Genomic DNA, 24,933 nt, shown 5'->3' with positions numbered 1-24,933 from the left:
TTATGCAATCAGCTATTCAACCTTCTTTTTGCGTCCGTTCACCTTTACAGGTGTCCCGTTCTCAGCAGCTTCGGCTTCCAGTTTGGCGGCTTGTCGGGCTTCGTCGGCCTGCGTATAGGCCTCTACGATGTCACGCACGAGGCGGTGACGCATCACGTCCTCCGGCTGCATCTCAATGAAACCGATACCTTTAATATCTCGCAAGGTATGCAGTGCGTCGATCAGGCCGGACTTCTGTCTGTGCGGCAAGTCGATCTGTGAACGGTCACCATTGATCATCACCTTAGATGTAGGGCCCATCCGGGTCAGGAACATCTTGATCTGGGCCGGCGTCGTATTCTGTGCCTCATCCAGCAACACAAAGGCGTTGCTCAGGGTGCGTCCACGCATGTAAGCCAGCGGAGCGATCTCAATAATCTTGCTTTCTTGATAGTATTTGAGCTTTTCCATCGGGATCATGTCCTCGAGGGCGTCATAGATCGGGCGCAGATATGGGTCCACTTTCTCCTTCATGTCACCCGGCAAAAAGCCCAGATTCTCACCAGCCTCCACCACAGGGCGGGAAATGATGATCTTCTTTACCTCTTTGTTTTTGAGCGCACGCACGGCCATGGCCACCGAGATGTAGGTCTTACCGGTACCCGCGGGTCCCAGCGCGAACACCAAGTCATTGTTCTCCACCAGTTCCACCAGTTTCTTCTGGTTAGGCGTCTTGGCTTTGATGATGCCACCCTTGCTGCCATACACGATCACGTCCGGCGATGTCACAATCACATCCTCTTCCGTAAAAGGATCAGAAGAAAGGTATCTATTTACGCTGTTGTGCGTAATCTTTCCGAACTTGTGATAGTGATCGATCAGCGAAGAAAGGATCTCATGTATCTTGGTGATCTCAGGCGTTTGCCCTTGAATCTTAATCTCGTTACCTCTGGATATGATCTTGCTGCTTGGAAAAGCGGCAGCCAGCTGCTTGATATTCTGATTCTCTGTCCCCAGAAAATCGATAAGAGAGATATTCTCTAATGTTATTACTTTCTCTACCAAATGTTTATGCTTATATATAGTACGTTGGTAATATATTCTGTAAATTAGCTAAAATTGTTACATAATGATTACAAATCTACTTAAATTATAGTTCGCTCTATGGCTGTAATTACGTTCACCTCAGACTTCGGCTACACCGACCATTACGTAGCTGCCGTAAAAGCGGCCATGCTGTCGCTGCAACCTCAGGCTAGCATTGTGGATATTTCCCATGGCATTGAGCCGTTCAACATCCCGCAGGCCGAGTACGTCATCGGGTCCGTTTTCCATGAGTTTCCGGAAGGCACCGTGCACCTGATCGCCGTAGACACCCACGGTTGCAAACAGGGCAAATATCATGCTGCAAAATACAAAGGGCACTATTTTCTAATGGCCGACAATGGCCTGCTCTCGCTGCTGACCGACGGGGAGCCTGAGGTAGTGGTAGAGCTACAGACCGAGGAGGAACTGTTGTCTTTCCCGGCAAAGGAGCTATTGGCACCAGCGGCGCTGTTCTTGGCTAAAGGGGGCGACATCGACATACTGGGCGAGCGCACCACCTCTTACAAACAGCTCATGAACCGCCAGTTGCGCCTCAACGACCACTCCATAACAGGGCACGTCATTCACGTGGACCGCTACGGCAATCTCATCACCAACATCACCAAAGACAGTGTGGATACGATCGCGCACGGCCGTACCTATACCATTCACTTTGGTCGCGAAACCGTGGGTCGCATACACCAGAACTATACACAGGTAGACGACGGCGATTGCTGCTGCCTCTACAATCACCTCGGCCAACTCAGCATCGGCATCAACAAAGGCAATGCCGCCGAGCTGCTCGGCCTAGGGTTTGACTCGCAAGTGGATGTTCGGTTTTATCCGGGGAATTAATTTTGAATGAGTGAAATTCACAATCATAAAGCTATGCTAATTCGTATTGTCCGGATGACGTTTCAACCGGAGAAGACATCCGATTTTCTGGAGATATTTCGTAATTCCAAGGACAAGATTCTGGCTTTTGAGGGCTGTAACCATGTGGAGCTCCTGCAGGACCTGAACCATCCGAACATCTACAGCACCTACAGCCTTTGGGACTCCGAGGAACATCTCAATAACTACCGCGACTCCGAACTCTTCGGGCAGGTATGGAAAGACACTAAAGCCCTCTTCGCCGACAAGCCACAGGCGTGGTCCCACGTTTCAGTGAACATTTGAACAGTGAGCAATTATCAGTTATCAGTAAACAATCCGCAGGTAAAGGTGGGATGTTTACGATAGTTTAAACATTCCCATTGCTTTTCCTGTACTTTTGCAACGTATACTGTTTACCTTAAAAGGTAACTGTTAACTGTTTACTGAAAAAACTGATTACTGTAAAAAATGAATTACTTCGAGTTTTACCATATACCTGAGAGTTTTTTGCCGGACGAGAAGGCGATTAAAGCACGCTATTACCAGCTGAGCCGCGAGTACCATCCGGACTTTTATGCCAACGAGGACTTGGGCACGCAAAACAAGATACTAGAGATGTCCACGCGCAACACCAACGCCTACCGCACCTTGAGCGATTCCGATCTGCGCATGCAGTACATCCTGAAGGAGCACGGTTTGCTGGAGGAGGGCAAAAACGAGCTGCCGGGCGACTTTTTGATGGAGATGATGGAGTTGAACGAGGAATTGATGGAGTTGGAGTTCGACTTTGACGCAGCCAAACTGCACGAAATAGGGGAGAAGAGCTCCGGCATTATGGCTACCTTAGAAAATGATATTTTGCCAGTTTTGCAGCGATACCCTGAACTTCACGGAGTTACCAAAGAAGAGGCCCTGCAAGAGGTAAAAACTTACTATCTGAAGAAAAAATATCTGTTGCGTATTCAAGAAACATTATCTAAGTTTGCAGCACGTTCCTGATATTCGATTGGGGATTTAGTAATGCCTTGGTGGCGGAATTGGTAGACGCGCTGGTCTCAAACACCTGTGAGGTTACACTCGTGCCGGTTCGACTCCGGCCCAAGGTACAAGTACAAATGAAAATCCCTGTAAGTTAATTGCTTACAGGGATTTTTTTGTTTGGAGTCGGTATAAGGAGATGATTTTGCCTGCGCGCGCATAATGAGGTTGAGCCGAGTCTTAAATTGTGAACTGTGTTGTATGTTGTTACTTAATTTTTATAAATTGACTTACATCCAAGCAGGCTTATTAATAAACAGAAAGGTTTTAAATTAAATCCATGAATTAGCTATTATTGGTTGTACTTAACATCAAAAGTTCCATTCTTAAGTTCAAGGACTTCTCCTGTATAGTGAAACGTAGTTGTTAGAAACCGATACTAATTATAAAAAGAGTTGGATTTACGAGAATCCGTTGATTAATTACGTAAGCAGATAAATTTGCAATCCATTTCCTTCATTGGGCTTACACGTACCTAATTAATTGGCTTATAACTATGGTGTTTTACGCGTCTGATTATCTTGAAATATACTATTACCCTGAATACCAACTTATAGAAACCCGGTGGTTGGCATACGCCCCGAGCAAAGCGTATAGGGAAGGGCTTGAACAATACTTGAATGCCGTGCGGCAGCATGACGTGAAGCTATGGTTAGGCGATTACCGATTAGGCAAAGTGATACGCATGGAAGACCAGCAGTGGGCTGCGAAGGAGTGGTTCCCGAAGTTTCTGCCGCTTGCATCCGGTATCGAAAAAATGGCAAGAGTCCAGTCTGAGGATGTCTTTAGTCAGATGAGTTCTGACAGCATGAAAAGCAAGCTTGATATTTCTGGGCTACCGTTTCAATTCAGCGAGTTTAAATATTATGAAGAAGCGAAAGAATGGCTGTTGGAATATAGCTCGGGTGCTTTTGGAAAGCAGAACGAGGATTAATAAAGCGTTAAATTTATGCCCGAGAGTGTCGACAGTGCAGGTATAGAAACGACGGTGCGATTCGTTTTTGCCACACCACTTGTAATCTGACCATGCTTGTACCGCTGCGCAGCCACATCACATTTGTCTTAAACTAGGTAGCCCAAATGCACGGCTAAAGTAGAAGCGAAATTAGTTCTTATAAACAAGCAAAAGCTCTCTAACTTGGAGGGCTTTTGCTTGTTTATAGCCCACAAATGTGTAGGAATAGCTATCGTCGTCCATCCTTTCATTATAATCCCACAACTTTCCCTTAAATTAGGATCGTGTAAAAGACCGCTCTTACGCTTAATCCGTACAGAGTAGGCAACACAAAAATGAATTATACCTTAAACTAAAGAATACATAATGGCGACAGGTCTTCTCGCACTTTTGGATGATGTGGCGGCGCTGGTGAAAGTCAGCGCGGCAACCTTGGATGACGTTCCGACGCAGGTGGCAAAAACAACAGGTAAAGTTTCCGGCATTGTCATCGATGATACTGCCGTGACGCCCAAGTACGTGGTGGGCCTCGATCCGAAGCGAGAACTCTCCATCATCTTCCAGATCGCTAAAAAGTCACTCATCAACAAAGCGATCTTTCTAGGGCCGGCTGCCTTGGTGCTTGGCTATTTCTTGCCAGTAGTTATACCTTACCTACTGATGATAGGGGGTGCTTTTCTGTGCTTCGAAGGCTATGAGAAAGTCCACTCCATGTTCAGCAAAACCCACGAACCAACGGATGAGCCAACTGAAGAAATGGAAGTGATCACGCCGGAAGAGCTAGAGAAGGAGCGAGTGAGCGGTGCGGTGCGTACAGATTTTATACTATCCGCAGAGATCATGGCTATTGCCTATGCCACCGTGGCCGATAGCCCTATTATGAACCAGATTGTGGTGCTGTTTGCGGTGGCGATTTTTATTACTGTTGCTGTTTACGGCTTCGTGGCCCTAATCGTGAAAGCAGACGACATTGGGGTGCACATGGCGCAGGACAAATTCCACCCGACCACCCAAAAGATCGGGCGCGGCATCGTGAAGTCCATGCCAACGTTCCTAGTTATACTGGGGTATGTAGGTACAGCGGCCATGCTGTGGGTAGGGGCAGAGATCATCGCGCATGGTTTGCCGTTTATGCACCACCCGCTGGAGGCGCTGGAGCACTCCCTCGCTGATATACCTGCCCTTGCTTGGTTTGTAAAAGTACTGGTACTGGCCTTAGGTGGTTTGCTCCTTGGTGCTGTTATTGCGCAGGTGGTATCCCTTGCCAAAAAGCTATTCAAGCGCCCTGCCGAGAAGGTGGCGCATTGATTTCGTGCCGTGGCTATGAATGTAGCTTTCAAAAAAAACAGGGACAGCGTTATCTTCGCTGTCCCTGTTTTTTTTGAACAATCGTTCCGACCTCTTACATGCGTGTAAACACAGTCGTACGCCTCACACCGTTAGTAGTCACCTCCGTTACGAGTTCAGTGCCACCGTTCTGACAAGTGAATTCAATTGAGTAACTGCCGGTTGGCACATTAGGGCGTCCTTTGTTTGTACCTGAGCAGATCACATCATCGGTTTCGGTATAGGTATAGGAGATCGTGTTGCCGCTAACTTTGTATTCAAAGTGGAACCTGAGCGGCGAGCAAATGCCATTGCAATCGGGATTCTCGCTATACCCTGTACCATCGCTTTTAAAGAAGTAGATCAAGTTACCGGAGCCGTTGCAGGTTGGTGTGCCCCATCTGCCAACAGGGCAGGAGCCGCCTCCGCTTGGTCCTTCGTCCTTAATCTTTTGGGCGATTACCATGAAGTCCTCCTCCGCATCGCTGACGCAACCGGAAAAAGTGAATGAAATAAGGGCTATAAGCAGGTATAAGATAGATATGTTCTTCATTTTCAAATTAAATTAAAAGCTAATGGATAGGTTTGCTCCTAGGGTGCTGTTTGCATTGGACATGATAAAAATGTCGTAGCCGAGGCGTAGCATAGTAGTGGGTTTGCCTGATGCGTTTGTCGTGAGTGAACGCTGCGCGAATAGGCCAAGATGACCGCCGCCGCCGAACACACCTGCCGATTCACCCGGGTTTACTTCATTGTCCTCGTCTGCCGTGCCGTAGGTATAGCAAAGGCCTCCCCCGGCCAGACCACCCAGTGTCACAATTTTTTTGATAGAGATTTCCTTGAACAGATAAGCAGTGGCATAGTGACGTGATCCATTATAGATCTCATTGCTGCCGAGGTTTTCAGAGTATCCGAAATAGTTGGTGGAGGCTAAACCAAAGCCTTTGGAAGGCGCTTTAGTACTGCCCTGCTTTGGTTCAAAATACTTCTCCAACATTACACTGAAACCAAAGATTGGAGATGTTTCAAAATCATAGCTTTCTTCAGAGAATGTCAGGTGTCTAGAATAGGTTACCCCTATAAATGTGCGGCCTAAGTTCTCGGCCTTGGTCGTGGGCTTTTCAGTAGGTGCCGGCTGCTCTGCCAGTTTTCCGAGCAAACTGCCTCCTGTTGATCCTGTGTTTGCAGGAGCTGATTCCAGTGCATTAAACTTTTCTTCTCTGCCGTTTGAATACACTATTTTGTAAATCTCCGCACGCTTCAGATTATACACAGGCCCTTCCTGAAAGTCGAACAGTTTGTATTTGATCGCCTCGTCCGATATCTCCATAACCAAGGCTTTTATCTCGGTTTTGTCGGTTTTAGTGATCACATCCTGCGCCTGCAAAGTATAGGCAGTCAGGAACGCGAAAAACAATAGGTAAAAATTTTTCATTTTTGATTTAAATAAAGGGTGGATGCTACATTGTTCAGGGCTGCATGGCAGCCCCACTGTCAGGTATGTTCATAGATTCTGCGCCTGCTGGTTTTGCAAGCGCTGTCATGCAGAAAGAACTGCAGGTATAGAGATGGGTAACTTAGGTATATGTTGGTTTGCGCAACAAAGATAGCTTGGGCTTAATTTAGACTACAATACCCACAAATGGGTATTTTGATGTTGAACTGAACTGATTCAAAAAGGAAACGGGCTGCTCGGGCTGGAGAGCTGCTGGCGGCAGACTGATGACCACACCCTTCCCGGTTTTTATTCTGTTTTAGCAATTTTTTGTTAGATTTAAGCAAACAGTGATTAACAGCTTGTCTTACAATGAATTCGAATAATCAGGGATTGATTTCTTGTATGGTTGAGATTCAAGACAAATTGCAAAGAGGCTTGGAAGCTGTCCTAAAGATTATGATAGCGCCGACCATACTTTGGGTAAGGGCCGAGGTTATTACGCCTGGCCTAGCCATTATTCAGTTGAGCACCCTGCCGAAAAAGTGGCGCATCGATTGCTGCGTAAATACGGCTTAAAGATATCTGTCAATGCAGGCTGTGAACAATAGTAGGAGGTTTCTGAGCGGTAGGGGGTACATCCTGCTCATCGCTGTGCTGGTATTGGTGGTAGTGCATCTGCGCTCAAAAGAGAACCTGCCTTTCAGTCCCAGCTACACCTTTCCCCTGCAGGACTTCTTGGTCCATTTTCTGGGCACGCTCTTTCTGTGGGAGATACAGATCTGGAATTTCAAGCACCTCTATGAGCGGAAACTCTACGAAGAGGGCTTCTCCCTGAAGCTGGTTTGGCAGGTATTGGCCGTCAACATCGCTTTCACCGCTTTTTTCTATGCTGTGTTTGCCCCCAGTGTCACGGTCTGGGTATACCGGGTGCCGTTTAGCGGGTACGCCTTCTTAATCGGGCTTTTGCTGTCGCTGTTGTTTTCGCTGCTGATCAACATGGTTTTCCTTAGTTTGCAGGTATACCGATACTGGCAGTTCAAGTCACAGCATGTACCTCCCGTTAGTATGGCCGCTCCAGCTGATGCAGCGCAAGCGCCACCAGAAGAGACAGGGTATAGCCAGAACCGTGTGTATATTAAAACCGGAAACGAGGAACTGCAGCTGCCTTATCAGGAGATTGCCTATTTCTATTCCGAGCAGAAGGTGGTTTTCGCCATGACAAGAACAGGCAGAAGGTTGATTACCCAATACACCTTGGCAGAGTTGGAGGGGTTGTTGGACCCGGCCGTTTTCTTTAAGATCAGCCGCCAGATCATAGCGCACCGGCAAGCCATCAGATCGGTGCGCAAAGATGCCAATTACAAGCTCTTGGTTGAGCTGCAGCTAGAAGGGAAACCGGTAAAAGTAGAGACGGTCAGCCGCTACAAGGCAGCTGAGTTCAGGGAGTGGTTCAAGGGAGAAACGCCCCAGCCCCATTAGCCTTACCATTCAGGCGGATATTGCCTACTATTCAGTCTAAAACTGGGCTGATTCTTCTGAATCAGTGTTTTTTTCTTTTTCCTTTGGGTCATTGTTTCACACCAAAACTTTAAGACAATGATCACAAATGTTAAAACCATTAACAAGTCTCAGGTAAAAACCCATACCCGCATGGCCACCGTTTCGGGGGTGGTGCTGGCCTTGCTAGGGCCCACTTTGTTAGTGCTGCTGTCTAATTACCTAAAGTTGGGCTTTATAGGGTCAGAGCTTTTCTTCTGGGGTCTTGCCATCGGCATACTTGCGCTGGTGCGCTTTTGGGAGCGCAGGCCTCTGTACTCTATCGGCTCTAAGCGATTTTCACTTCGTGACGCAGGCTGGGCTATCGTATTCGCTGTCGCTTTGTTTCTGTCCTTTCCGTTAATCTATGGCACGCTGATCTGGTTGGAGGTGCCGGTAGCCACTGAAATGTTTAAAGCCTTAGGGGCGCTGCCGTTGCCCGTGCTGCTTCTGTTAGCCCTTCGGGCCGGTGTAACGGAAGAGATCCTGAACAGAGGCTTTCTGATTGAACGCCTGCTGCTACTCACCAATAGCAAAGTGGTAGCCGTTGTGCTGCCTCTGCTGATCTTTATCATATCGCACTTGGCTTGGGGAATGGCGCACCTGCTCTTCGTTACGGTGGGGGGTGTTCTGTTGACGATCTTATACTTCTGGAAGCGCAACCTGTGGCTTAACATCATTTGCCATTTTCTGGTGGATATTTCGCTCTTCCTGCTCATGCCCCCGCTGTTTTAATAATTTTTTATTAAATTTAAGAAATTAAGAATCAGCGGCTTTTAGCATTTAGAAAATCCGCAAATCAGAAAGAGGCTTTTCTATATGATTGAAATCCAAGACAACTTACTCAAAGACTTGGAAGCTGTGAGGCAAATCCCCATTGTGCCGACCATGCTTGAAACTATTTGTCAGGTTACAGGGATGGGCTTTGCCGCCGTTGCCCGCGTAACAGAAGACAGATGGCTGGCGTGCAGCGTGCGGGACGAGGTGGAGTTTGGGCTGGAAGCCGGTGGGGAACTCGAAGTGGAAACCACACTATGCAATGAGATCAGGGCACACCGCCAGCCCATTGTGATCGACAATGTCTCGGAAGACCAGCATTACAAAGCGCACCACACCCCTAAAATCTACGGACTCCAAAGCTACATTTCCATACCTATTATCCTGAAGGACGGGAGTTTTTTTGGGACGCTCTGCGCCATCGACTCAAAACCCGCTCGGGTAAACAATCCGAAAGTGATCAACACTTTTAAAATGTTTGCAGAGCTGTTGGCCTTTCATTTGCAGAGTCTGGACTTGCTGGAGCGCAGTCACAAAGCTAATCTCGAACTGCAGTATAAAAATAGGGACTTGGCCAATACGAATTTCGATCTAGATAGCTTTGTAGTGACCGCTTCCCACGACCTGAAATCACCCATTGCCAACATCGAAGGCCTTATTTCTATCCTCTCCGATGCTGTTTCGAAAGAGGAGCTGGACCGGGAAGAGATCGAACAGATCACCGCTATGATGAAGTCCTCGCTTAACCGTTTTTCCACTACGATCAGGGACCTCACCGCTATAGTCGAGATCGACAAAACCAGTGCAGACGAAACATCCGAGGCACTTGATCTTTATGAGATCGTTGACTCCGTACGACAGGATTTACAGAGCCTGATTGTGAAGTCTAATGCCCAAATTGAGGTGTCGGCTGAAGAACGGCATCTGGCGGGCTTTTCACGAAAGAATTTCAAAAGTATTATCAGTAATCTGATCAGCAATGCCATCAAATACCGCTCACCTGACAGAAGTCCGCAAGTAATCGTGAAGATGGAGGAACTGGGTGGCAAAACGCATCTTTCCATTCAAGACAATGGGTTGGGTATACCTGCTGGCAAAGAGGAGAAGATCTTTACAATGTTTAAGCGTTTGCATGACCATGTGGAGGGCAGCGGCATTGGCCTGTACATCGTGAAAAGAATGGTGGATAAGGCGAAAGGAAAGATCTTAGTGGAGAGCACACAGGGTGAAGGCACCAAGTTCACGATCATTTTCTAAGAAGTTCTATACCTGTCGCCTCACAATATGAAAACAGGGACACGGATTTTCATCCATGTCCCTGTTTTTTTGGAGGTAAGCTAAATTAGCTGCCAAGATTTGGCAAGATTACCTTGTCAATAACATGCACCACACCGTTAGTGGCCTGCACATCCAAAAGAGAAGGTATGAGGTTGGCAACTCTGCCCTGCGTATCGGTCAGGGTCAGGTTGCTGGTGTTTACATAGAAAGATTCTCCGTTCACGGTGCCTATATCACCCGAACTCAGGTCAGTTGAATACACACGGCCTTCCACTACATGGTATAGCAGGATTTGTCTGAGGACATCATCCGGAACTGCGTCTAGGCTGGTGAATCCCAGATCTCCCAAAGCAGCTATAAAGGCATCATTCGTTGGTGCAAATACAGTGTATGGTCCACCAGTGGCCAGTGTTTCAGCTAGGCCGGCTTTTATGACTGCCTGCACCAATATCGAAAACTCAGGATCGAAGCTGAGAGCCAGTTCCACTAAGTTTTGCGTTGGCGGCATCAGCACCTCATCAATTACATGGATCACCCCGTTCAAAGCGCGCACATCGGCCAAGACGACATCGGCACCGTTTACCTGAACGCCGCCATTTAAAGTAATATTTACAGCAGCACCATTGAGCGTAGGCACGTAGCCCGCCGTCAAGTCAGTGGAGAATACTTTCCCTTGTACGGTATGGTAGAGCAGGATCTCACGCAGATTGGGCACGTTGCCAATATTAAAAGGATTTAGACCAAGTTTGGCAAAAGCTTCATCGGAAGGAGCGAATACAGTCAGCTGCTCAGTGGCTACAGTTCTTAACAGGCCTGTTTTTGCTAAGGCGACCACGAGGGTGCTGAAACTTGGTCTGCGCTTGTTCTTGTGTAGGGCACTGTTATTCTCGGCCTTTAGCTGATTAAAGTTTTCCAGCGTGGCTGCGATGTCCTCTGCAGACTCCAGTTCTGCTTGAGGCACTACATCCTCTTGCTTGTCGCAACCCGAAACTGCGAAAAGCAGAGTCAGTAGGAAAGCCAGAGAGCCCAGCTTATTCCGGAAAATGGAGAAGGTTGATAGGTTTTTCATGGTTTTAATTTTTTTTAGTAAGCGTTATATTATTTTACTATTCTCAACCCGCAGACTTTTCAATTGTTTGTGCTTAGGAAAAATATTTTTCAAAATTTATGACTGTATCGTTCTGTTATACAATGTTATAGGATTTGGTTGGACAGGGAGAGTCTTAGGATTCCATAAAAACAAAACGAGCTGCCCATTTTAAGAGCAGCTCGCTGTGATTGTAGGTATAGGCTATACTTTTAAGAGTTGATCAGTTCTTTCTCCCGGCTATACCATTTCCGCTTAAACCAGAAGGCGACATTCACTAGCAGGATTAGCGCCGGTACTTCCACCAGCGGACCGATCACGCCGGCAAAGGCCTGTCCGCTGTTGATGCCATAGATGCCGATGGCAACCGCAATAGCCAGCTCAAAATTGTTGCCGGTGGCCGTGAAGGAAATGGCCGTATTTTGGGAATAATCGGCACCCAGTAACTTGCCCAATATAAAGCTGATTACAAACATCAGGGCAAAGTATAACACCAGCGGCACTGCCAGTTGCAGCACATCAAACGGAATTTCGACCATCAGTTCGCCCTTCAAGCTGAACATGAGCACGATCGTAAACAATAGTGCGATGAGCGTGATAGGAGAGATGAACGGAATGTATTTGTTGTTGAACCAGTCCAAGCCCTTTAAGCTGATCAGCCCATAGCGTGTAATGATGCCCGCAAAGAAAGGTATGCCGAGGTAGATAAGCACGCTCTCCGCAATCTGCCCGATGGTAATGTTGATTTCAGCGCTCTGGATACCGAATAGCGGCGGCAGCACCGATATGAAAAGGTAGGCATACACGCTGTAGAAGAAAATCTGGAAGACACTGTTCAAAGCCACCAAACCAGCCGCATACTCCCGGTTGCCTTCGGCGAGCTCATTCCAAACCATCACCATGGCAATGCAGCGGGCTATACCTATCAGGATCAAGCCGATCATGTACTCGGGCTGGTCATGGAAAAAGAGGATGGCCAGAAAGAACATCAGGAAGGGGCCGATCACCCAATTTAAGAACAGCGACATGCTCAGGATTTTCACGTTCTTGAACACTTCGCCCATTTTCTCATACCTGACCTTGGCCAGTGGCGGGTACATCATCAGTATCAGACCGATGGCCAGCGGGATGTTGGTGGTGCCGCTCGAAAAGGAGTTTATAAACCCAGAGGATTCAGGTATAAAGTAGCCGATGCCTACGCCCAGAAACATGGCCAGAAAAATCCAGAGCGTAAGGTAGCGGTCGAAAAACCGGAGTTTTTTCCGCTGGTAGGTGGGGGTACAGTTGTTAGCACTCATAATAATAGTGGTTAGCAGCCCTTGCGAAGATTCTCTGCATAGGCGTTTGGCAAAATAGACTCCTCCACAGCACGTGCGGCCTTCTCAAAATCGTAGGCGAAGCGGATGAACTCCACCTCTATGCTGTTCCTGTCCAGTACCGAGCTGTTCTCGTCGATGGTCAGCATAACATAGGCGCCCCGGTTGTCGGCGTCTTTCGGCTTGCCCACCGACCCGATGTTGATCGCGTGACGGAAATGCGGCTGTCCCTCTTCGCCAGAATCCAATATGCGGTGATAAGGCTTGTGCGTGTGGCCAAAGCACAAGATGTCAGCGTCGGCGTCTTTCATAATGCGCAGCAGGCTCTTCTCGTCGCGGTCCTCAAACAGGTACTCGTTTATCTTGCGCGGACTGCCATGCACGAGCAGGAGGTTGAGATTGTCGTTGTTGAGCTGAAACTCGACTTTGATGTGCGCAGGCAGCGAACGCAGGTAGCTGCGCTGCGCCGACTTGATGATGTCGTTGGTGAACGAGATGGAAACCGAGCCATTGGCCTTTTCCTCCTCTGTTTTATAGGCGCAACCGCAATCGTCCGTCGCGCGCCCAATACCGAAGTCGTAGTTGCCGGCAATGGTCGGGATGTTGCGCTTCCGGATCTCATCGATCACCTCATTTGGCCAGATGTTATACCCCACCAAGTCGCCGAGGCAGTAGATAAAATCGGGTTTGCGGGCGTCTACGTCTGCAAAAAAGGCCTCCAAGGCAGGCAGGTTGGCGTGAATATCGCTGAACAGCGCTATTTTACTCATCGTGTCTTTATAGGTTGGTTCAAAAATTGGTTTTAGCAGCAGCCGCCACCCGGCGTGCAGGCATTACCCACAATCAGGTTATTCAAATTGATTTTCGGCTTCTCAATTTTATCAGCAGGTATACCGCATTTGTCTGAAGCGAGGCAGTTGGTCGTCTTGCTCAGCAGCACGAAGTTTTGGCCGTTGAAGCCAAGGTCATACTTACCGATGGTGTCGCTCTGGTACTCCACTTCCACTTCAAGGTCTTCCATACCCAAGGCTTTTTCAGACAGGGCGATGATGTTAAGCAATTTCTGCGGTTTCAGGCGGTGATCGAAGTCGTTGGCGTCCCACAGCTGGAAGTTGGCCACCTTCTCGTTGCGCACCGTGCCCCCGCAGTCAATAAAGTGCTTGGTGATCACGCCTACCTCGGTGACATGAAAATGCTCGGGAACCAGCGTGCCGTTCTCCAGTTCGAAGTTCACCGCCTCGGCAGTCTGCAGTATATGTTTGATTTCTGAAAGTTTCATCATGGTATATTTAAGATGTTAGCAACAAGTTGAATTCTGATTCTGAAGGTCGGTCAGCACATTTGTGAAATAGGCGCTGAGGCTCTCGAAGGCCTTTTCGTCAAGGCAGTAGCAAACCGACGTGCCCTCCACACTGCCCTTGATGATACCAGCGATCTTGAGCTCTTTGAGGTGCTGCGAAACCGTGGGCTGGGCCAATGGCAGTTCGTTCACGATATCGCCGCAGACGCAGGTTTTCACCTTGAGCAAGTGCTCAACAATTGCCACCCGAGCCGGATGACCCAATGCCTTCAGCAACATGGCGGTCTTGTTTTGGCTCTCTGTAAAAAACTCGGTTTTGGTCAGTCCCATCTCTCTAATCGTTTGATTGCAATATTACGATTAACGATTGAGAAGAGCAAATGGTTTAATGTGGTTGTTGGTTTGTGCCTGAGTCAGTTTTTAGCAGCGGCATCACTTTGGGCATGCTAGAAAACATGAGGTAAAAGTAGAGGGGCTGTGAGATGTCCCACAGCCCCTCTACAGGCCAAAATGTAAATGTCCTAGCTGTTTGCTAATTGACGATGACGTTGCCGCGAAGCACTTTCCCGTCTTTAGCAATCAACTGAACATGGTACATGCCCTTCGGATAGCTTGATAAGTCTAACACATGCCTGCCAGCCAGCTGCTGTCCGATTGTTTGCCGCAATATGCTGCGCCCTGCCGTGTTATACACGCCAAGCGAGAGCGACTGTGTTTTTATCCATTCTGATTGAATGGTAACGCTTCCGGCAGTTGGGTTCGGGTACACGGACAGGAGTTGCTTGTCGGCTTCTTCGGCAACGCTGGTGCATGTGGTTACCTCTATCTGGCTCTGGACGGAATTGGTGCAGCCATTGCTGGTATAGGTATACGTTACAGGGAATACACCCACACCTGTGGTGTCAGGTATGAACACCCCGTTTAAAACACCGGGACCTGTATATTCCCCGCCTTCCGGATAGCCTCCGGTCAAGGTAAGAGGACCTTGACTTTTGCAGATCGATGCAAGAGGCCCGAAGGTAACTTGAGGCAAGGCCACTACTTCTATAGCCGCAGTGGCAGAAGCGGTGCAGCCATTTGGATCGGTGTAGGTATAGGTGATCTCGAAAACACCCACGCCGCTTAAGGCAGGGTTGAAAAAATCGTCTTTTACACCCGTACCGCTATATACACCGCCTGCGGGAGAACCGCCTGTTAAGGCAATAGCGGCGGCGCTGCTGCAAAGCTTACCCATAGGAGAGAAGCTGACTTGCGGGATGCCCTGTACCATCACCTCTATGGTAGCCGTGCTTGTGCAGCCACTGGGAGAGGTATAGGTATAGGTTAAAGTGTTCAGACCGATCTGTGCCAAGGCGGGATCAAACTTTCCGTTTAGCAAACCCGGGCCGCTGTAGTTGCCCCCGGCCGGTGTGGCTTCCGGTAAGTCTACAGCTTCGGCGTCTCGGCAAAGGGGTGCTATACCTGAAAGGATTTTGGCTTGCGGCAATGGGTTCACCTTGATTTGGTGTGAAACCGTAGTTTCACAACCTGTGCTGGAGATGCCAACTACGCTTATCAAAGTGTCAGTGGTTACACGGGAGATCGTGAGGCTTGCCCCGGTTTGCCCGCTTCCCCATCTGTATTGCTCCGCTCCACTTGCGGTTAATGTAATACTTTGCCCTTCGCAAACGCTCGCCGGTGTAATTGTCACGACCGGAAAGTCGCTGATCACGATTTCCTGCTTAAAAGTGTTGCCTGTTCCGTTGGCATTGGAGGCAACCAAGGTGACGGTATAAACGCCAGCTTGGCTAAAGGTAAATGTCGGGTGCTGCTGGGTAGAACTAGCATTTGAAGGTCCGGTAACTGTCCAGTTCCAAGCAGTTGGTTTTCCGCCAGACAGGTCCTTGAATGTGACCGTCGATCCAACACAGCGCGATCCGCTCACCGAAAACTTAGAGCTAGGCGGAACAGGTGGAAAAATGGCGCTATACGTAGTGCTGAAATGCACCAAATCCGATTGACCTTCGCTGACAGCTCTTGTTGAGATAGGTTTCCCAAGTACGCCCGCATCGCCTTTGGGGACATTAAACAGAACTCTGTCCGAGGTTTTGGAAAAGGCGATGAGGCGGTCAGGAACTGTAAGTGTGGGAAGAGCTCCTTCGGTGATCTGCACCAGACGCATGTCGCTGGTGGATGTCGTGTCCACGGTGCCTAAGAAGCTCCCATAGTCAATTTTAAGGAAGTCATTGTATCCGCTTCCCGGTATGTAATTGTATTGCAGGTTTGTATCAAAAGCGCCTCCCAAAAAGATGATTTTGTCATCCCGCAGGTCCATGCCTTTGAGTAAGGTCGCTTTATCCACCTTCAGCTGTTTCAACCATTGTTGGGAGCCGCTCTTGCCAAATTTGCTAATGAATAAGTCCTCGTGCAAACTGCCATAGAGATATATATCCGATACCTTGTCACTGCCGAAGCGGAATTCCCCCAGAAATTTGCCCGATACGTACAGGTCACCTTTTGCGTCAATGTTCAAAAACATCGGGGTAATGATCAGCCTATGCTCACCGACTTGAACTGGCACTTCCGAGCTGAGCAACAGCTCGCCGTTGGCGCTGTAGAGGTCTACCACCAGCGTCTCTGCCCTGACACCCCAGAGTTTGTCAGTCGCGTCGAGCTTCAGATCGGCGTAGCCAACATCCCTGTGCCATACATACTGGCCATTCGCATCAAATTTGTAGAGCGTGTTATCGCTGCTGGCATACACGTTGTTTGCTCTATCCACCACAAGCGCCACTTTGTTTATCGTGTACTGCGATAAGAAAGTGTTATGCCACTGGAATCTGCCGTGCTTGTCGAATTTAAGAATGATAACAGAGTAGTGTCCATGGCTAGTATAGGGAGGTTTGATGGTGACATACTTGCCGTCTGTAGAATACACACGCACATCCCCTAAATACTGTTCATGGAAATAGGCGACATATACATTGCCTTGCGCATCTGTGGTGATATCCCCTTCGTGTGACCAATTGTCGCGATGCCTCAGGTATGCCGCCCATTGCACGGTGCCCTTCGGGTTATACTTCAGTATGGTGTGCTTGTATTCGTAGTTTTCGTTTTCAGTGTCATCAAAAACTAAATGCATACTGTCTCCTTTAGCGCTGTAATTATAGTAGTCATAAAGGCCTTTAAACAGTAGGAAGCTATTTCCGGCAGCATCGTAGGTTAAACTTTGTGCCTGTGCATTTTTATCGTAAGTGGAGGTAACGGAATAAGTTACTTCAGTCGGGTTTACTTGATCAATCACCTGCAAGTTGACCGACATGGTGTCGATACAACCTTCTGTGCCAAAGGAAATCAGTTTTACAGTCGTAGGCCCCTTTCTGTCAAAGCTGAGTTGGGGTGGGTGCTGTGCTGTTGAGGTTTTCCAAGAGCCACCGCCTTCGGCCAGCCATTTGTAGGTGCCGCCGGTGTTTACAGAAGAGTTCAGGAGCTGTATGGCTTCGCCAATTTCCGGATTGTAGTTGCTTAGCGTGAAATGCGAAAGCGGGCCTGCCACCTCCATGGTCACGGTCTGCAGCATGTCTTTCGCGCAGTAATAGTTCCAAGTGCCTTTCACCGTGAACGTGGTTGTTTCGAGCAGCGGACCAGTCAGGAAGTGCAGGGTTCCGCCATTGCCCTGCTGTGGTTCCCCAACCGCAACGTTTCCGTTCATGAGTTGATAAGAAACGTCTTCCTGCGTGTTTCGCACAAAAATCGACCCTTCTCCCTTTCTACACAGAGAAGGCGTGGTGGTCTCAACAGTCAATCGGGGATCGGCGCGGAAATGCAGTTTGAGCTCCTGTACCAGCGTGTCAGCGCCGCACCAGTTTGTGAGTATACCTTTCACGGTAATGGTCGAGCTGTTTCGGATACTGTAATAGGAGGTTCTGATATAGCTGCTGTTATAGGCTGCTTGCACAGTTGTCAACAGCCTGTCACCATTCCAAACTTCATACTTGGCGCCCTGTGTGGCACCGGTTATTTCTATGTAAGTGCTTTCATCGTAGCAGAGGCTGCTTTGTCCGGGCGTAATGGCGAAGTCACTGACTTTGGGCAGCGCCGTCACGGATACGGTTTTGCTGGCTGATATGCCGCAGAACGAGTAGGTCAGCTCATGGTCACCAGCGCCTGCCTCGGCCGGGTTGAAAGTGCCATCAGGGCGCACGCCATTGCCAGACCAAGTGCCTCCCGCCGGTGAAAAACCTGCCAAGGTATAGGGCGCCCTGTCAATGCACACCGATTCGTAAGCGCCAGCCTGCAATTTGGTGGGAGGGGCAATGACCTCAATCGCATTGGAGTAGTCCGTAAAACAACCCGCCTCATCTTTCACACGCAGGCGGTAAAAGCCGGAAGAGGTCACGGTTATCTTTTGGGTGGTGGAGCCATTACTCCACTCGTAGCCCACCATGCCAGCCGGTCCGGTTAACACCACGGTGCCGCCGGCGCAGAATGCAGTAGGGCCCTCCGCCTCAATAATCGGTTTGGGTAGATTGGATGCCTGCACTTGCACCTTGGCCGTATTGGCCAAGGTGTAAGCAGGACAACCTGTTTTGATCGCTTTGACTTTGATTAAATTCTGACCGGGGGCGAGCTTATCCTGCGGTATGGCCATGCTCAAGGGGCCTCCGCCGGTGTAGGTATCGCTCACTTTCTGTTCTCCAATATAGGCTTCGTAACTTACACCCGCCTCAGAAGTGGGAAATGAGATGTTGCCGCCGTACCCGTTGCAGGTGCTGCTGCCTTGCAGGGCCAGTTGCGTATTGGGTGGTGTGCACGCGGTATAAACATCCTGCTTGATAAGTAAACTGGAGTTGGAGGCTCCGTTTCCGGTAGTCCAAGCACCACCGGCAACCAGCACGTTGCCATCCTGTAGCAAATGTACGGAAGCTAGACTGGCCCCTATGAAATTGTACGTTTGCGTGGTCCATACCCGGGTACTGGGATTGTAGAGTTGAATGCATTTCGTATTGGTCGGGTTGAACAGATCGCCCACGCTGTAAAACAGGACGCGGCCATCGTCGAGCAGGGTGGCACGCGCCCCTCCCAAGGAGTAAAGTGGGTTAGGAACACTATAGAAAGTCTGTGAGGCAGGATTGAAAATCTCAGCAGTCTGCTGATCATTGCCTCCCCAAGACTGCGTACCGGCAATCAGAATATCGCCAGACTTTAACTTTACCACGGCGTGGCCTTCACGCTTGCGCTGTGTACCATATGTTAGCAAAGTCCATTGCTGTGTGACGGGATCGAACATCTCGGCTTTGTAAGGAGCGAGTTGTCCGCCAGTCGCCAGCACTTTGCCGTTGTTGAGCAAGATCAGCTGCATGCCCGCGCCATGCTCCACTTGCATGCCCCCTGTGTTGGACCACGTGTTGTCGAGCGGATTATAGATTTCTGAAGAAGTGCCTGCTGTACCGCCGGCTACGAGTACTTTGCCGTCATGTAGCTTGACGGCATCATGCTGTGCTCTTGGTCTGAGCATACTGCCTGTGCTTTGCCATGTGCCGGTGGCAGGAAGGTAACGCTCCGTTGTGGCAAGTACCTCCTCTGCTTGGTTCGTGCCACCAATGGCGAGTACGGTCCCGTCGTTAAGCAAGACAGAAGATAGAAAATCCCGCGCTTGGCTCATGCTGCCTGTGCTAGTCCATGTTTTAGAGCTTGGGTTGTAACGCTCAGCGGAGGAAAGCCTTTGCAAATTGGAAATCCAGTAGTCATTCCCTCCAAACACCAGCACGCTGCCATCCGGTAGCACCTGTGATTCATGGTTGGTTCTTGCCTGATTCAGAAGGCCCGTCGTTGTGACAGATTGAGCGAATAAGGTAAAAGAAGTAAACAGGAGGAGAAGGCAGAGTAAAGTTGTTCTCATTTATAATATAATGTGCTGGTGGGCTTACGGCTGTGAATATAAATCAATTGCACATTATAGTGAGCGATTTTAATATATAAATTTCTCTATACTACTAGACAGAATCGAATCCTTCAAATTTCCTCAGATTATAAGGATAGGAAGCTGAAGAAAGCCTAGCCCCGCTCCACCACCACATACCTCGCTGAGAAACCATTTTTTTTGTAAAGCAGCTGCAGGGCTGTGATCAGCGAGTCGATGCCGGATGGCTTGGTTTGCTGTCCGCCGATGGGTTGGAGGTAATTTTGAAAGCCTTTGTTGGGTATGCGGGCCACAAACCGTCTGGCATCCAACTCTTCCACGTCAGTGAGTGCTTTGGCGAGCACCACCTGCCGCATGTAGGGGAGGGCCGACTTCATACTGCGGTAATCAGAGAAGGCGTATAAGCGGTAACGGTAACTGAGCCGGATGGAGTTCACGCTCCAAAAATAATGCTTTATACCTGAAGGGGATGTTAAAAAGAGCTGAAAGGCAAATTGGAAATTTTATCTATACCTATTTGTGCTCTTTAATTAGTGAGGAAGATTATAAGGTGACAGTGCCGAACTTACCAGCACATCATGTCCAATATGTCGATCTTATTAGTGTAAGGCTCCAAGGCGCGTTTGCTGGCCAGCCCCCTGATCAGGCCGATGAAATTGGTTTCGGGGTTGGTCCATACCTCCGCAAAAAATCCGCCCATATCGTAGAGTTCGATGTGGTAGCCGCGACGGCCGCGTTCGGCCAGAAAAGTCCCGTGTGCCCATATCATCTCTAGTCTTCCGGCGAGTGTGTGGGTGTTGAAAAAGGTGAGACTCATGGTATGCTAAGCGTATGCGGATGAAAGTTAGATTCTAGTCGCTGTCAGGCTGGTCTGGGTTGTCATAGTCCCAGTACACTTCCAGCGTAGTTGGTTTGTCCAGATAGGCGGGGATGGGGGTGTAGACAATCAGTTCCCAGCCAGTCTTATTCATATCCTCACGGTGCAGACGTCTGGCCTGCCACATTAGCCGCTCGTGGATTTCCTGTCCGATAGGGCGTCGGCTTTTTATGTAAGGGCTGCCCTCATTAAATTTAAATGTGGTTGTATGCATAAATTGCAAATTTTACAGGTATACCTTATACTACGTAAGTTGTTATGGTTTGGTATGGTAACAGCCTGAAAATCTGAAATGTTATGCGCTAACGGGTGCTTTTTTCAAAAAGCATGAAGTGCTGCAGGGGTAGAAAGTCTTCTTGACGTTGCAACCTGAATCCATTGGCCTCCAGTTCTTTCTTGATCTGGGCGGCGGTCATTTTGTGCAGCGGACGGATCCGCACATTGGGGTCCTCGGCTTTGTACTCCAGCAGGAGCAGTCTGCCGCCCGGTTTTAAAGCTTTGTGTATGGCCTGCAACAACTCTACCGGGTAAGCCAGTTCATGATACACATCCACCATCATGGCGATGTCCAGCGAACTGTCCGGCAGATTGATTTGCTGACTGTCACCTTTCACGACTATTACGTTCCCGGCTCCTTTTTTTTCCTGTCGCTCCTTTAGGCTTTTCACGAACCTATCCTGCACCTCTACGGCGTATACCTTGCCCTCCGGCACTTTCGGTGCGATCTGGAAGGTATAGAAACCGGTGCCCGCCCCGATATCAGCCACTTTGCTGTTGGGCCGGAGGTCCATGTTCTGGATGGTGAGCGGGGAGTTTTCCTCTTCTTGCCGAGTGTCGCGGTCCAGCCAATTGCCGCCTGTGGCAGACATGATGGCCGCGATCTCCCGGCCCATGTATACCTTGCCGATGCCTCCGGGTGCGGGCTTTTTGTAGGTATAAGCGTCCTTCACCGCCGTCTGGGGCTGCTGCGCCTGACACGAGTGGCAGCCACTCAGGCAAAGGAGTAGAACCAGCGTGAACAGATAAGTTAGGGGGGAGGCGAGAGGCGTTGTTTTCATATCATGTGCTAAGCTTTTCGAGTCGCTGGGTCAGGTCGTCTATTAGTTCTTCGGTCCACTTTTCAGCTACTAGCTCATATTCGGCATCATCCCAGCGCTGCAGGTAGTCCTTTTCGAGCCACACATTCTCCGGGTTAGGGCCCACGGTGTAGAAGTTGCGATCAAGTCGGAAGAGCAAGTCCTTGGTCAGGTCAAAATTATCGGCGCCTACTCGCTGAAAACCCTCCAACCGCAACCGCAGACCCATTCGGTTGACATTGCCTTTTTCGATGCTGACCTCAGACCCGGCATCGGCGCTGGGTTCGCGGGTCCATGTGTCTACAAGCCGCTCCAGCCTGAAATCGTGAAAAAGAACGATCACATCCGCAAGGTGCTGATGGATATGTTTCGCCAGTTCAGGCAAAATGGTATCATACAGCTTTTGCAAAGCCTGTTTGTCTTTAAGGGGGCGCTCTTGCATGGTAATCAATATTAGTCTTCCTTATACGGTATGCCTTCGGATCAGGGCGTCCGAAGCAGGTATAGTTTCAACGCAGCAGAAGGGGGCTTAGGTATAGTGCAGGGCTGTTTTGGCGTATTTTGGCCAAATTTTTGTAACTTGTGCTGAAAATTTCTCATTCACTTTAAAATTCTATGAAAGAACAGATCATATCGGCCGGTAAGATATCCGGCGTTGTGGCCCTGTTGGCGCTGGCTAGTTGCACCTCAGTGCAGACGCCGCAGACACAGGACACACAGGCTGCCACCGAGCAGCAGCAGGCGGAAACCAATCTGCTCCTACAAGAGTGGAGCGGCCCATACCAAGGGGTTCCCGCCTTCGATAAAATGAATCTGGCCGACCTGAAGCCAGCGATGGAAAAGGCCATGGCCATAAACTTGGCAGAGATCGAGGCCATCGCAAACAGCACAGAGCCTGCCACCTTCGAAAACACCATCGAGGCGATGGAAAGATCGGGCGAAGAGCTGGACCGCGTGTTCACCTACTACGGCATCTGGGGCAGCAACATGTCTACGCCGGAGTTCCGCGAGATACAGAAGGAGATGGCCCCGAAAATCTCAGAGTTCAGCTCTAAGATCTCTCAGAACGAGAAGCTTTTCCAACGTATCAAAACCGTATACGAGAACTCCATCAAGAACCCACTGCCTGCTGACCAGCAGCGTGTGGTGCAGCTTATATACGAGGACTTCGCCATGGAAGGCGCTGACCTGAGCCCTGAGAAGAAGCAGCGTTATGCTGAAATCAACAAAGAGCTTTCTTCGCTGTATACCGCCTTTGGCAACAACATTTTGGCCGATGAGGAGAAGTATGTAGTGTACTTCACCAAAGACCAGCTGAGCGGTTTGCCGGAGTCTTTTGTGAAAGCCGCCGCCAAGGCCGCCGCTGATCGTGGCAAGCCGGGGCAGTATGCCGTAACCAACACCCGTTCGTCCATGGACCAGTTCCTGACTTACTCTGACGAGCGCGGCTTGCGCGAGCAGGTATGGAAGAACTACTACTCACGCGGCGACAACAACGATGCGAACGACAACAAGCAGAACATCGTGAACATCCTGAAGCTGCGCAAAGAGCGTGTGCAGTTAATGGGCTATGATAACTTCGCCGAGTGGCGCCTGCAGAACCGCATGGCCAAAACGCCTGAGGCGGCGATGGAGCTGATGATGGCCGTATGGCCCGCCGCTACCGCCCGTGCCCGCGAAGAGGTGGCCGACATGCAAAAACTGGCCAACGCCACGAGCAAAACCAAGATCACGATCGAGCCTTGGGACTACCGCTACTACGCAGAGAAAGTGCGCAAAGACAAGTATGACCTCGACTCAGACGAAGTGAAGCAGTACCTCGAGTTAGGCAACCTGACCCAAGCCATGTTCTTCACGGCTGGCGAGTTGTTCAACTTCGACTTCAAGCCAGTTGCGGAAGGTTCTGTGCCGGTGTTCCACGAAGATGTGAAAGTATGGGAAGTGACGGACAAGACCAGTGGCGAGCACATCGGTCTTTGGTACCTTGACCCATTCGCACGTCAGGGCAAGCGCTCCGGTGCTTGGGCCACGACGTACCGCGCCCACACGACTTTCGATGGCAAAAAGAATGTGCTGTCGTCTAACAACTCTAACTTCGTGAAGCCTGCGCCGGGCGAACCTGTGCTGGTGTCATGGGACGATGCGACTACCTTCTTCCACGAGTTCGGTCATGCGCTACACTTCTTGGCCTCTAACGTGAAGTACCCAACGCTGAATAGCGGCGTGCGTGACTACACCGAGTTCCAGTCGCAGTTGCTGGAGCGCTGGTTGTCTACCGATAAAGTGATCAACCAGTTCCTGAAGCACTACAAGACTGGTGAACCGATGCCGAAAGAGCTGGTAGCCAAGATCGAGAAGGCTGCTACCTTTAACCAAGGTTTCGAAACGACGGAGTTCTTGGCCTCAGCCCTGATGGATATGCATTTCCACCTAGCCGACCCGGAAAACCTAGACCCGGACAAGTTCGAGAAAGAGACGCTTGCTAAACTCGGTATGCCAAAAGAGATCGTGATGCGTCACCGCTCACCGCACTTCGGACACGTATTTTCCGGCGAGGGCTATGCCACCGCTTACTACGGTTACATGTGGGCCGACGTGCTTACCTCTGATGCCTCCGAGGCCTTCACAGAAGCGCCGGGCGGATTCTATGACAAAGGCGTTGCCGACAAACTGGTGAAGTACCTGTTTGCGCCGCGTAACTCCATGGATCCGGCTGAAGCCTACCGTATGTTCCGTGGCCGTGACGCCCGCATCGACGCGCTGATGCGTGATCGTGGCTTCCCGGTACCGAAAAATTAGAATAAAAAATAAGCCTGTACTATCATAAAAACAGAAAAGCCGCTGACATCAGCGGCTTTTCTGTTTTTATATCTGCTATACCTAGACCGGTTAATTAGATATACTGCTGTCCCAAATGCCTTTGTGCAGCATCCGGTGGTCATTGTCTTTTGTGCAGCCAACGAGGTGCTTGCCATGGTCAATCTCCTGCTTACCTTCCGCAATTTTACTTCTTAGATATTGCCCTCCAATCCTTTAGCAACCTTTACTATCTCGCCTCGTCTTAAATGTAGTAGGTCACTGTTAAA

The 24,933-nt window shown here is 49.5% G+C and carries 23 protein-coding genes and 1 tRNA gene; 10 read left to right on the top strand and 14 right to left on the bottom strand.

The genetic code is table 11. The features are described 5' to 3' along the window. Positions 1–12: 12 nt before the first annotated feature. Positions 13–1,044 carry a PhoH family protein gene (locus tag Q1A04_RS05065; protein ID WP_299702082.1) on the bottom strand — a complete coding sequence of 344 codons (1,032 nt, stop codon included), beginning with the start codon at positions 1,042–1,044 and terminating at the stop codon, positions 13–15. 99 nt (positions 1,045–1,143) lie between these two features. On the opposite strand from Q1A04_RS05065, the gene Q1A04_RS05060 reads away from it, so the two are divergent. From Q1A04_RS05060 to Q1A04_RS05035, 6 genes are all read left to right on the top strand, one after another. Further along, positions 1,144–1,920: an SAM-dependent chlorinase/fluorinase gene (locus tag Q1A04_RS05060; RefSeq protein WP_299702080.1), complete on the top strand. Its 777-nt coding sequence runs from the start codon at positions 1,144–1,146 to the stop codon at positions 1,918–1,920. Between the two features lie 33 nt (positions 1,921–1,953). Beyond that, the gene (locus Q1A04_RS05055) at positions 1,954–2,244 is read left to right on the top strand and encodes an antibiotic biosynthesis monooxygenase family protein (RefSeq protein WP_299702077.1); all 291 of its coding nucleotides are present in this window, start codon (positions 1,954–1,956) and stop codon (positions 2,242–2,244) included. A 165-nt stretch (positions 2,245–2,409) separates the two neighbouring features. Further along, the gene (gene hscB / locus Q1A04_RS05050; protein WP_299702074.1) at positions 2,410–2,940 is read left to right on the top strand and encodes a Fe-S protein assembly co-chaperone HscB; all 531 of its coding nucleotides are present in this window, start codon (positions 2,410–2,412) and stop codon (positions 2,938–2,940) included. Positions 2,941–2,963: 23 nt separating this feature from the next. Next, a tRNA-Leu gene (locus Q1A04_RS05045) sits at positions 2,964–3,047 on the top strand. A 500-nt stretch (positions 3,048–3,547) separates the two neighbouring features. After that, positions 3,548–3,913 (top strand): hypothetical protein, encoded by a 366-nt coding sequence (locus Q1A04_RS05040; protein WP_299702071.1) that lies wholly within the window; start codon positions 3,548–3,550, stop codon positions 3,911–3,913. A 387-nt stretch (positions 3,914–4,300) separates the two neighbouring features. Next, positions 4,301–5,242: a DUF808 domain-containing protein gene (locus Q1A04_RS05035; protein WP_299702068.1), complete on the top strand. Its 942-nt coding sequence runs from the start codon at positions 4,301–4,303 to the stop codon at positions 5,240–5,242. A 94-nt stretch (positions 5,243–5,336) separates the two neighbouring features. Here Q1A04_RS05035 and Q1A04_RS05030 read toward each other — a convergent pair whose 3' ends face one another. Next, complete coding sequence (locus Q1A04_RS05030; protein WP_299702065.1) at positions 5,337–5,813, bottom strand: hypothetical protein; 477 nt, start codon at positions 5,811–5,813, stop codon at positions 5,337–5,339. Positions 5,814–5,825: 12 nt separating this feature from the next. After that, positions 5,826–6,695 carry a hypothetical protein gene (locus Q1A04_RS05025; RefSeq protein WP_299702062.1) on the bottom strand — a complete coding sequence of 290 codons (870 nt, stop codon included), beginning with the start codon at positions 6,693–6,695 and terminating at the stop codon, positions 5,826–5,828. Between the two features lie 600 nt (positions 6,696–7,295). Here Q1A04_RS05025 and Q1A04_RS05020 point away from each other — a divergent pair. The 3 genes from Q1A04_RS05020 to Q1A04_RS05010 all read left to right on the top strand — a co-directional run bounded on the left by Q1A04_RS05020 (position 7,296) and on the right by Q1A04_RS05010 (position 10,268). Then, positions 7,296–8,177, top strand: a complete 882-nt coding sequence (locus Q1A04_RS05020) for a LytTR family DNA-binding domain-containing protein (RefSeq protein WP_299702059.1) — start codon at positions 7,296–7,298, stop codon at positions 8,175–8,177. Between the two features lie 117 nt (positions 8,178–8,294). Beyond that, positions 8,295–8,969, top strand: a complete 675-nt coding sequence (locus Q1A04_RS05015; RefSeq protein ID WP_299702056.1) for a CPBP family intramembrane glutamic endopeptidase — start codon at positions 8,295–8,297, stop codon at positions 8,967–8,969. A gap of 84 nt (positions 8,970–9,053) precedes the next feature. After that, positions 9,054–10,268, top strand: coding sequence for a GAF domain-containing sensor histidine kinase (locus Q1A04_RS05010; protein WP_299702053.1), 1,215 nt, complete (start codon positions 9,054–9,056; stop codon positions 10,266–10,268). An 85-nt stretch (positions 10,269–10,353) separates the two neighbouring features. Here the strand turns inward: Q1A04_RS05010 and Q1A04_RS05005 are convergent, their stop codons facing one another. The 11 genes from Q1A04_RS05005 to Q1A04_RS04955 all read right to left on the bottom strand — a co-directional run bounded on the left by Q1A04_RS05005 (position 10,354) and on the right by Q1A04_RS04955 (position 22,289). Beyond that, entirely contained in the window at positions 10,354–11,358 is a 1,005-nt protein-coding gene (locus Q1A04_RS05005) for a fasciclin domain-containing protein (protein WP_299702050.1), read from the bottom strand. A 230-nt stretch (positions 11,359–11,588) separates the two neighbouring features. Continuing rightward, complete coding sequence (gene arsB, locus Q1A04_RS05000; RefSeq protein ID WP_299702047.1) at positions 11,589–12,674, bottom strand: ACR3 family arsenite efflux transporter; 1,086 nt, start codon at positions 12,672–12,674, stop codon at positions 11,589–11,591. 11 nt (positions 12,675–12,685) lie between these two features. Next, positions 12,686–13,462 carry a metallophosphoesterase family protein gene (locus Q1A04_RS04995; RefSeq protein WP_299702044.1) on the bottom strand — a complete coding sequence of 259 codons (777 nt, stop codon included), beginning with the start codon at positions 13,460–13,462 and terminating at the stop codon, positions 12,686–12,688. Between the two features lie 32 nt (positions 13,463–13,494). Beyond that, positions 13,495–13,971, bottom strand: coding sequence for a DUF6428 family protein (locus tag Q1A04_RS04990; protein WP_299703628.1), 477 nt, complete (start codon positions 13,969–13,971; stop codon positions 13,495–13,497). Between the two features lie 18 nt (positions 13,972–13,989). After that, a complete protein-coding gene (locus tag Q1A04_RS04985; RefSeq protein WP_299702041.1) occupies positions 13,990–14,322 on the bottom strand; it encodes a metalloregulator ArsR/SmtB family transcription factor in 333 nt (110 codons plus the stop codon). 202 nt (positions 14,323–14,524) lie between these two features. Then, on the bottom strand, positions 14,525–19,873 hold the full coding sequence (locus Q1A04_RS04980) for a kelch repeat-containing protein (protein ID WP_299702039.1): 5,349 nt from the start codon (positions 19,871–19,873) through the stop codon (positions 14,525–14,527). 155 nt (positions 19,874–20,028) lie between these two features. Beyond that, a complete protein-coding gene (locus Q1A04_RS04975) occupies positions 20,029–20,331 on the bottom strand; it encodes a hypothetical protein (RefSeq protein WP_299702037.1) in 303 nt (100 codons plus the stop codon). A 128-nt stretch (positions 20,332–20,459) separates the two neighbouring features. Then, complete coding sequence (locus Q1A04_RS04970; protein WP_299702036.1) at positions 20,460–20,711, bottom strand: hypothetical protein; 252 nt, start codon at positions 20,709–20,711, stop codon at positions 20,460–20,462. Positions 20,712–20,745: 34 nt separating this feature from the next. Further along, the gene (locus Q1A04_RS04965; RefSeq protein WP_299702034.1) at positions 20,746–20,985 is read right to left on the bottom strand and encodes a hypothetical protein; all 240 of its coding nucleotides are present in this window, start codon (positions 20,983–20,985) and stop codon (positions 20,746–20,748) included. Positions 20,986–21,073: 88 nt separating this feature from the next. Then, positions 21,074–21,829, bottom strand: coding sequence for a class I SAM-dependent methyltransferase (locus tag Q1A04_RS04960; RefSeq protein ID WP_299702031.1), 756 nt, complete (start codon positions 21,827–21,829; stop codon positions 21,074–21,076). A gap of 1 nt (position 21,830) precedes the next feature. Continuing rightward, positions 21,831–22,289, bottom strand: coding sequence for a hypothetical protein (locus Q1A04_RS04955; RefSeq protein ID WP_299702028.1), 459 nt, complete (start codon positions 22,287–22,289; stop codon positions 21,831–21,833). A 173-nt stretch (positions 22,290–22,462) separates the two neighbouring features. Here Q1A04_RS04955 and Q1A04_RS04950 point away from each other — a divergent pair, with 173 nt between their 5' ends. Then, positions 22,463–24,646 (top strand): M3 family metallopeptidase, encoded by a 2,184-nt coding sequence (locus tag Q1A04_RS04950; RefSeq protein WP_299702025.1) that lies wholly within the window; start codon positions 22,463–22,465, stop codon positions 24,644–24,646. Positions 24,647–24,933: the final 287 nt, after the last annotated feature.

The sequence above is a fragment of the uncultured Pontibacter sp. genome (assembly GCF_947499215.1).
Taxonomy (GTDB): Bacteria; Bacteroidota; Bacteroidia; order Cytophagales; family Hymenobacteraceae; genus Pontibacter.
The sequence above is the reverse complement of the archived record's forward strand: the minus strand, read 5'-3'. Positions and strand labels throughout refer to the sequence as shown.

Coding starts and splice junctions, on each gene's coding strand:
- Q1A04_RS05060 (WP_299702080.1), top strand. CDS start 1,144: ATGGCTGTAATTACGTTCACCTCAGACTTCGGCTACACCGACCATTAC.
- Q1A04_RS05055 (WP_299702077.1), top strand. CDS start 1,954: ATGCTAATTCGTATTGTCCGGATGACGTTTCAACCGGAGAAGACATCC.
- hscB (WP_299702074.1), top strand. CDS start 2,410: ATGAATTACTTCGAGTTTTACCATATACCTGAGAGTTTTTTGCCGGAC.
- Q1A04_RS05035 (WP_299702068.1), top strand. CDS start 4,301: ATGGCGACAGGTCTTCTCGCACTTTTGGATGATGTGGCGGCGCTGGTG.
- Q1A04_RS05030 (WP_299702065.1), bottom strand. CDS start 5,813: ATGAAGAACATATCTATCTTATACCTGCTTATAGCCCTTATTTCATTC.
- Q1A04_RS05025 (WP_299702062.1), bottom strand. CDS start 6,695: ATGAAAAATTTTTACCTATTGTTTTTCGCGTTCCTGACTGCCTATACT.
- Q1A04_RS05015 (WP_299702056.1), top strand. CDS start 8,295: ATGATCACAAATGTTAAAACCATTAACAAGTCTCAGGTAAAAACCCAT.
- Q1A04_RS05010 (WP_299702053.1), top strand. CDS start 9,054: ATGATTGAAATCCAAGACAACTTACTCAAAGACTTGGAAGCTGTGAGG.
- Q1A04_RS05005 (WP_299702050.1), bottom strand. CDS start 11,358: ATGAAAAACCTATCAACCTTCTCCATTTTCCGGAATAAGCTGGGCTCT.
- arsB (WP_299702047.1), bottom strand. CDS start 12,674: ATGAGTGCTAACAACTGTACCCCCACCTACCAGCGGAAAAAACTCCGG.
- Q1A04_RS04995 (WP_299702044.1), bottom strand. CDS start 13,462: ATGAGTAAAATAGCGCTGTTCAGCGATATTCACGCCAACCTGCCTGCC.
- Q1A04_RS04990 (WP_299703628.1), bottom strand. CDS start 13,971: ATGAAACTTTCAGAAATCAAACATATACTGCAGACTGCCGAGGCGGTG.
- Q1A04_RS04985 (WP_299702041.1), bottom strand. CDS start 14,322: ATGGGACTGACCAAAACCGAGTTTTTTACAGAGAGCCAAAACAAGACC.
- Q1A04_RS04980 (WP_299702039.1), bottom strand. CDS start 19,873: ATGAGAACAACTTTACTCTGCCTTCTCCTCCTGTTTACTTCTTTTACC.
- Q1A04_RS04970 (WP_299702036.1), bottom strand. CDS start 20,711: ATGAGTCTCACCTTTTTCAACACCCACACACTCGCCGGAAGACTAGAG.
- Q1A04_RS04965 (WP_299702034.1), bottom strand. CDS start 20,985: ATGCATACAACCACATTTAAATTTAATGAGGGCAGCCCTTACATAAAA.
- Q1A04_RS04960 (WP_299702031.1), bottom strand. CDS start 21,829: ATGAAAACAACGCCTCTCGCCTCCCCCCTAACTTATCTGTTCACGCTG.
- Q1A04_RS04955 (WP_299702028.1), bottom strand. CDS start 22,289: ATGCAAGAGCGCCCCCTTAAAGACAAACAGGCTTTGCAAAAGCTGTAT.
- Q1A04_RS04950 (WP_299702025.1), top strand. CDS start 22,463: ATGAAAGAACAGATCATATCGGCCGGTAAGATATCCGGCGTTGTGGCC.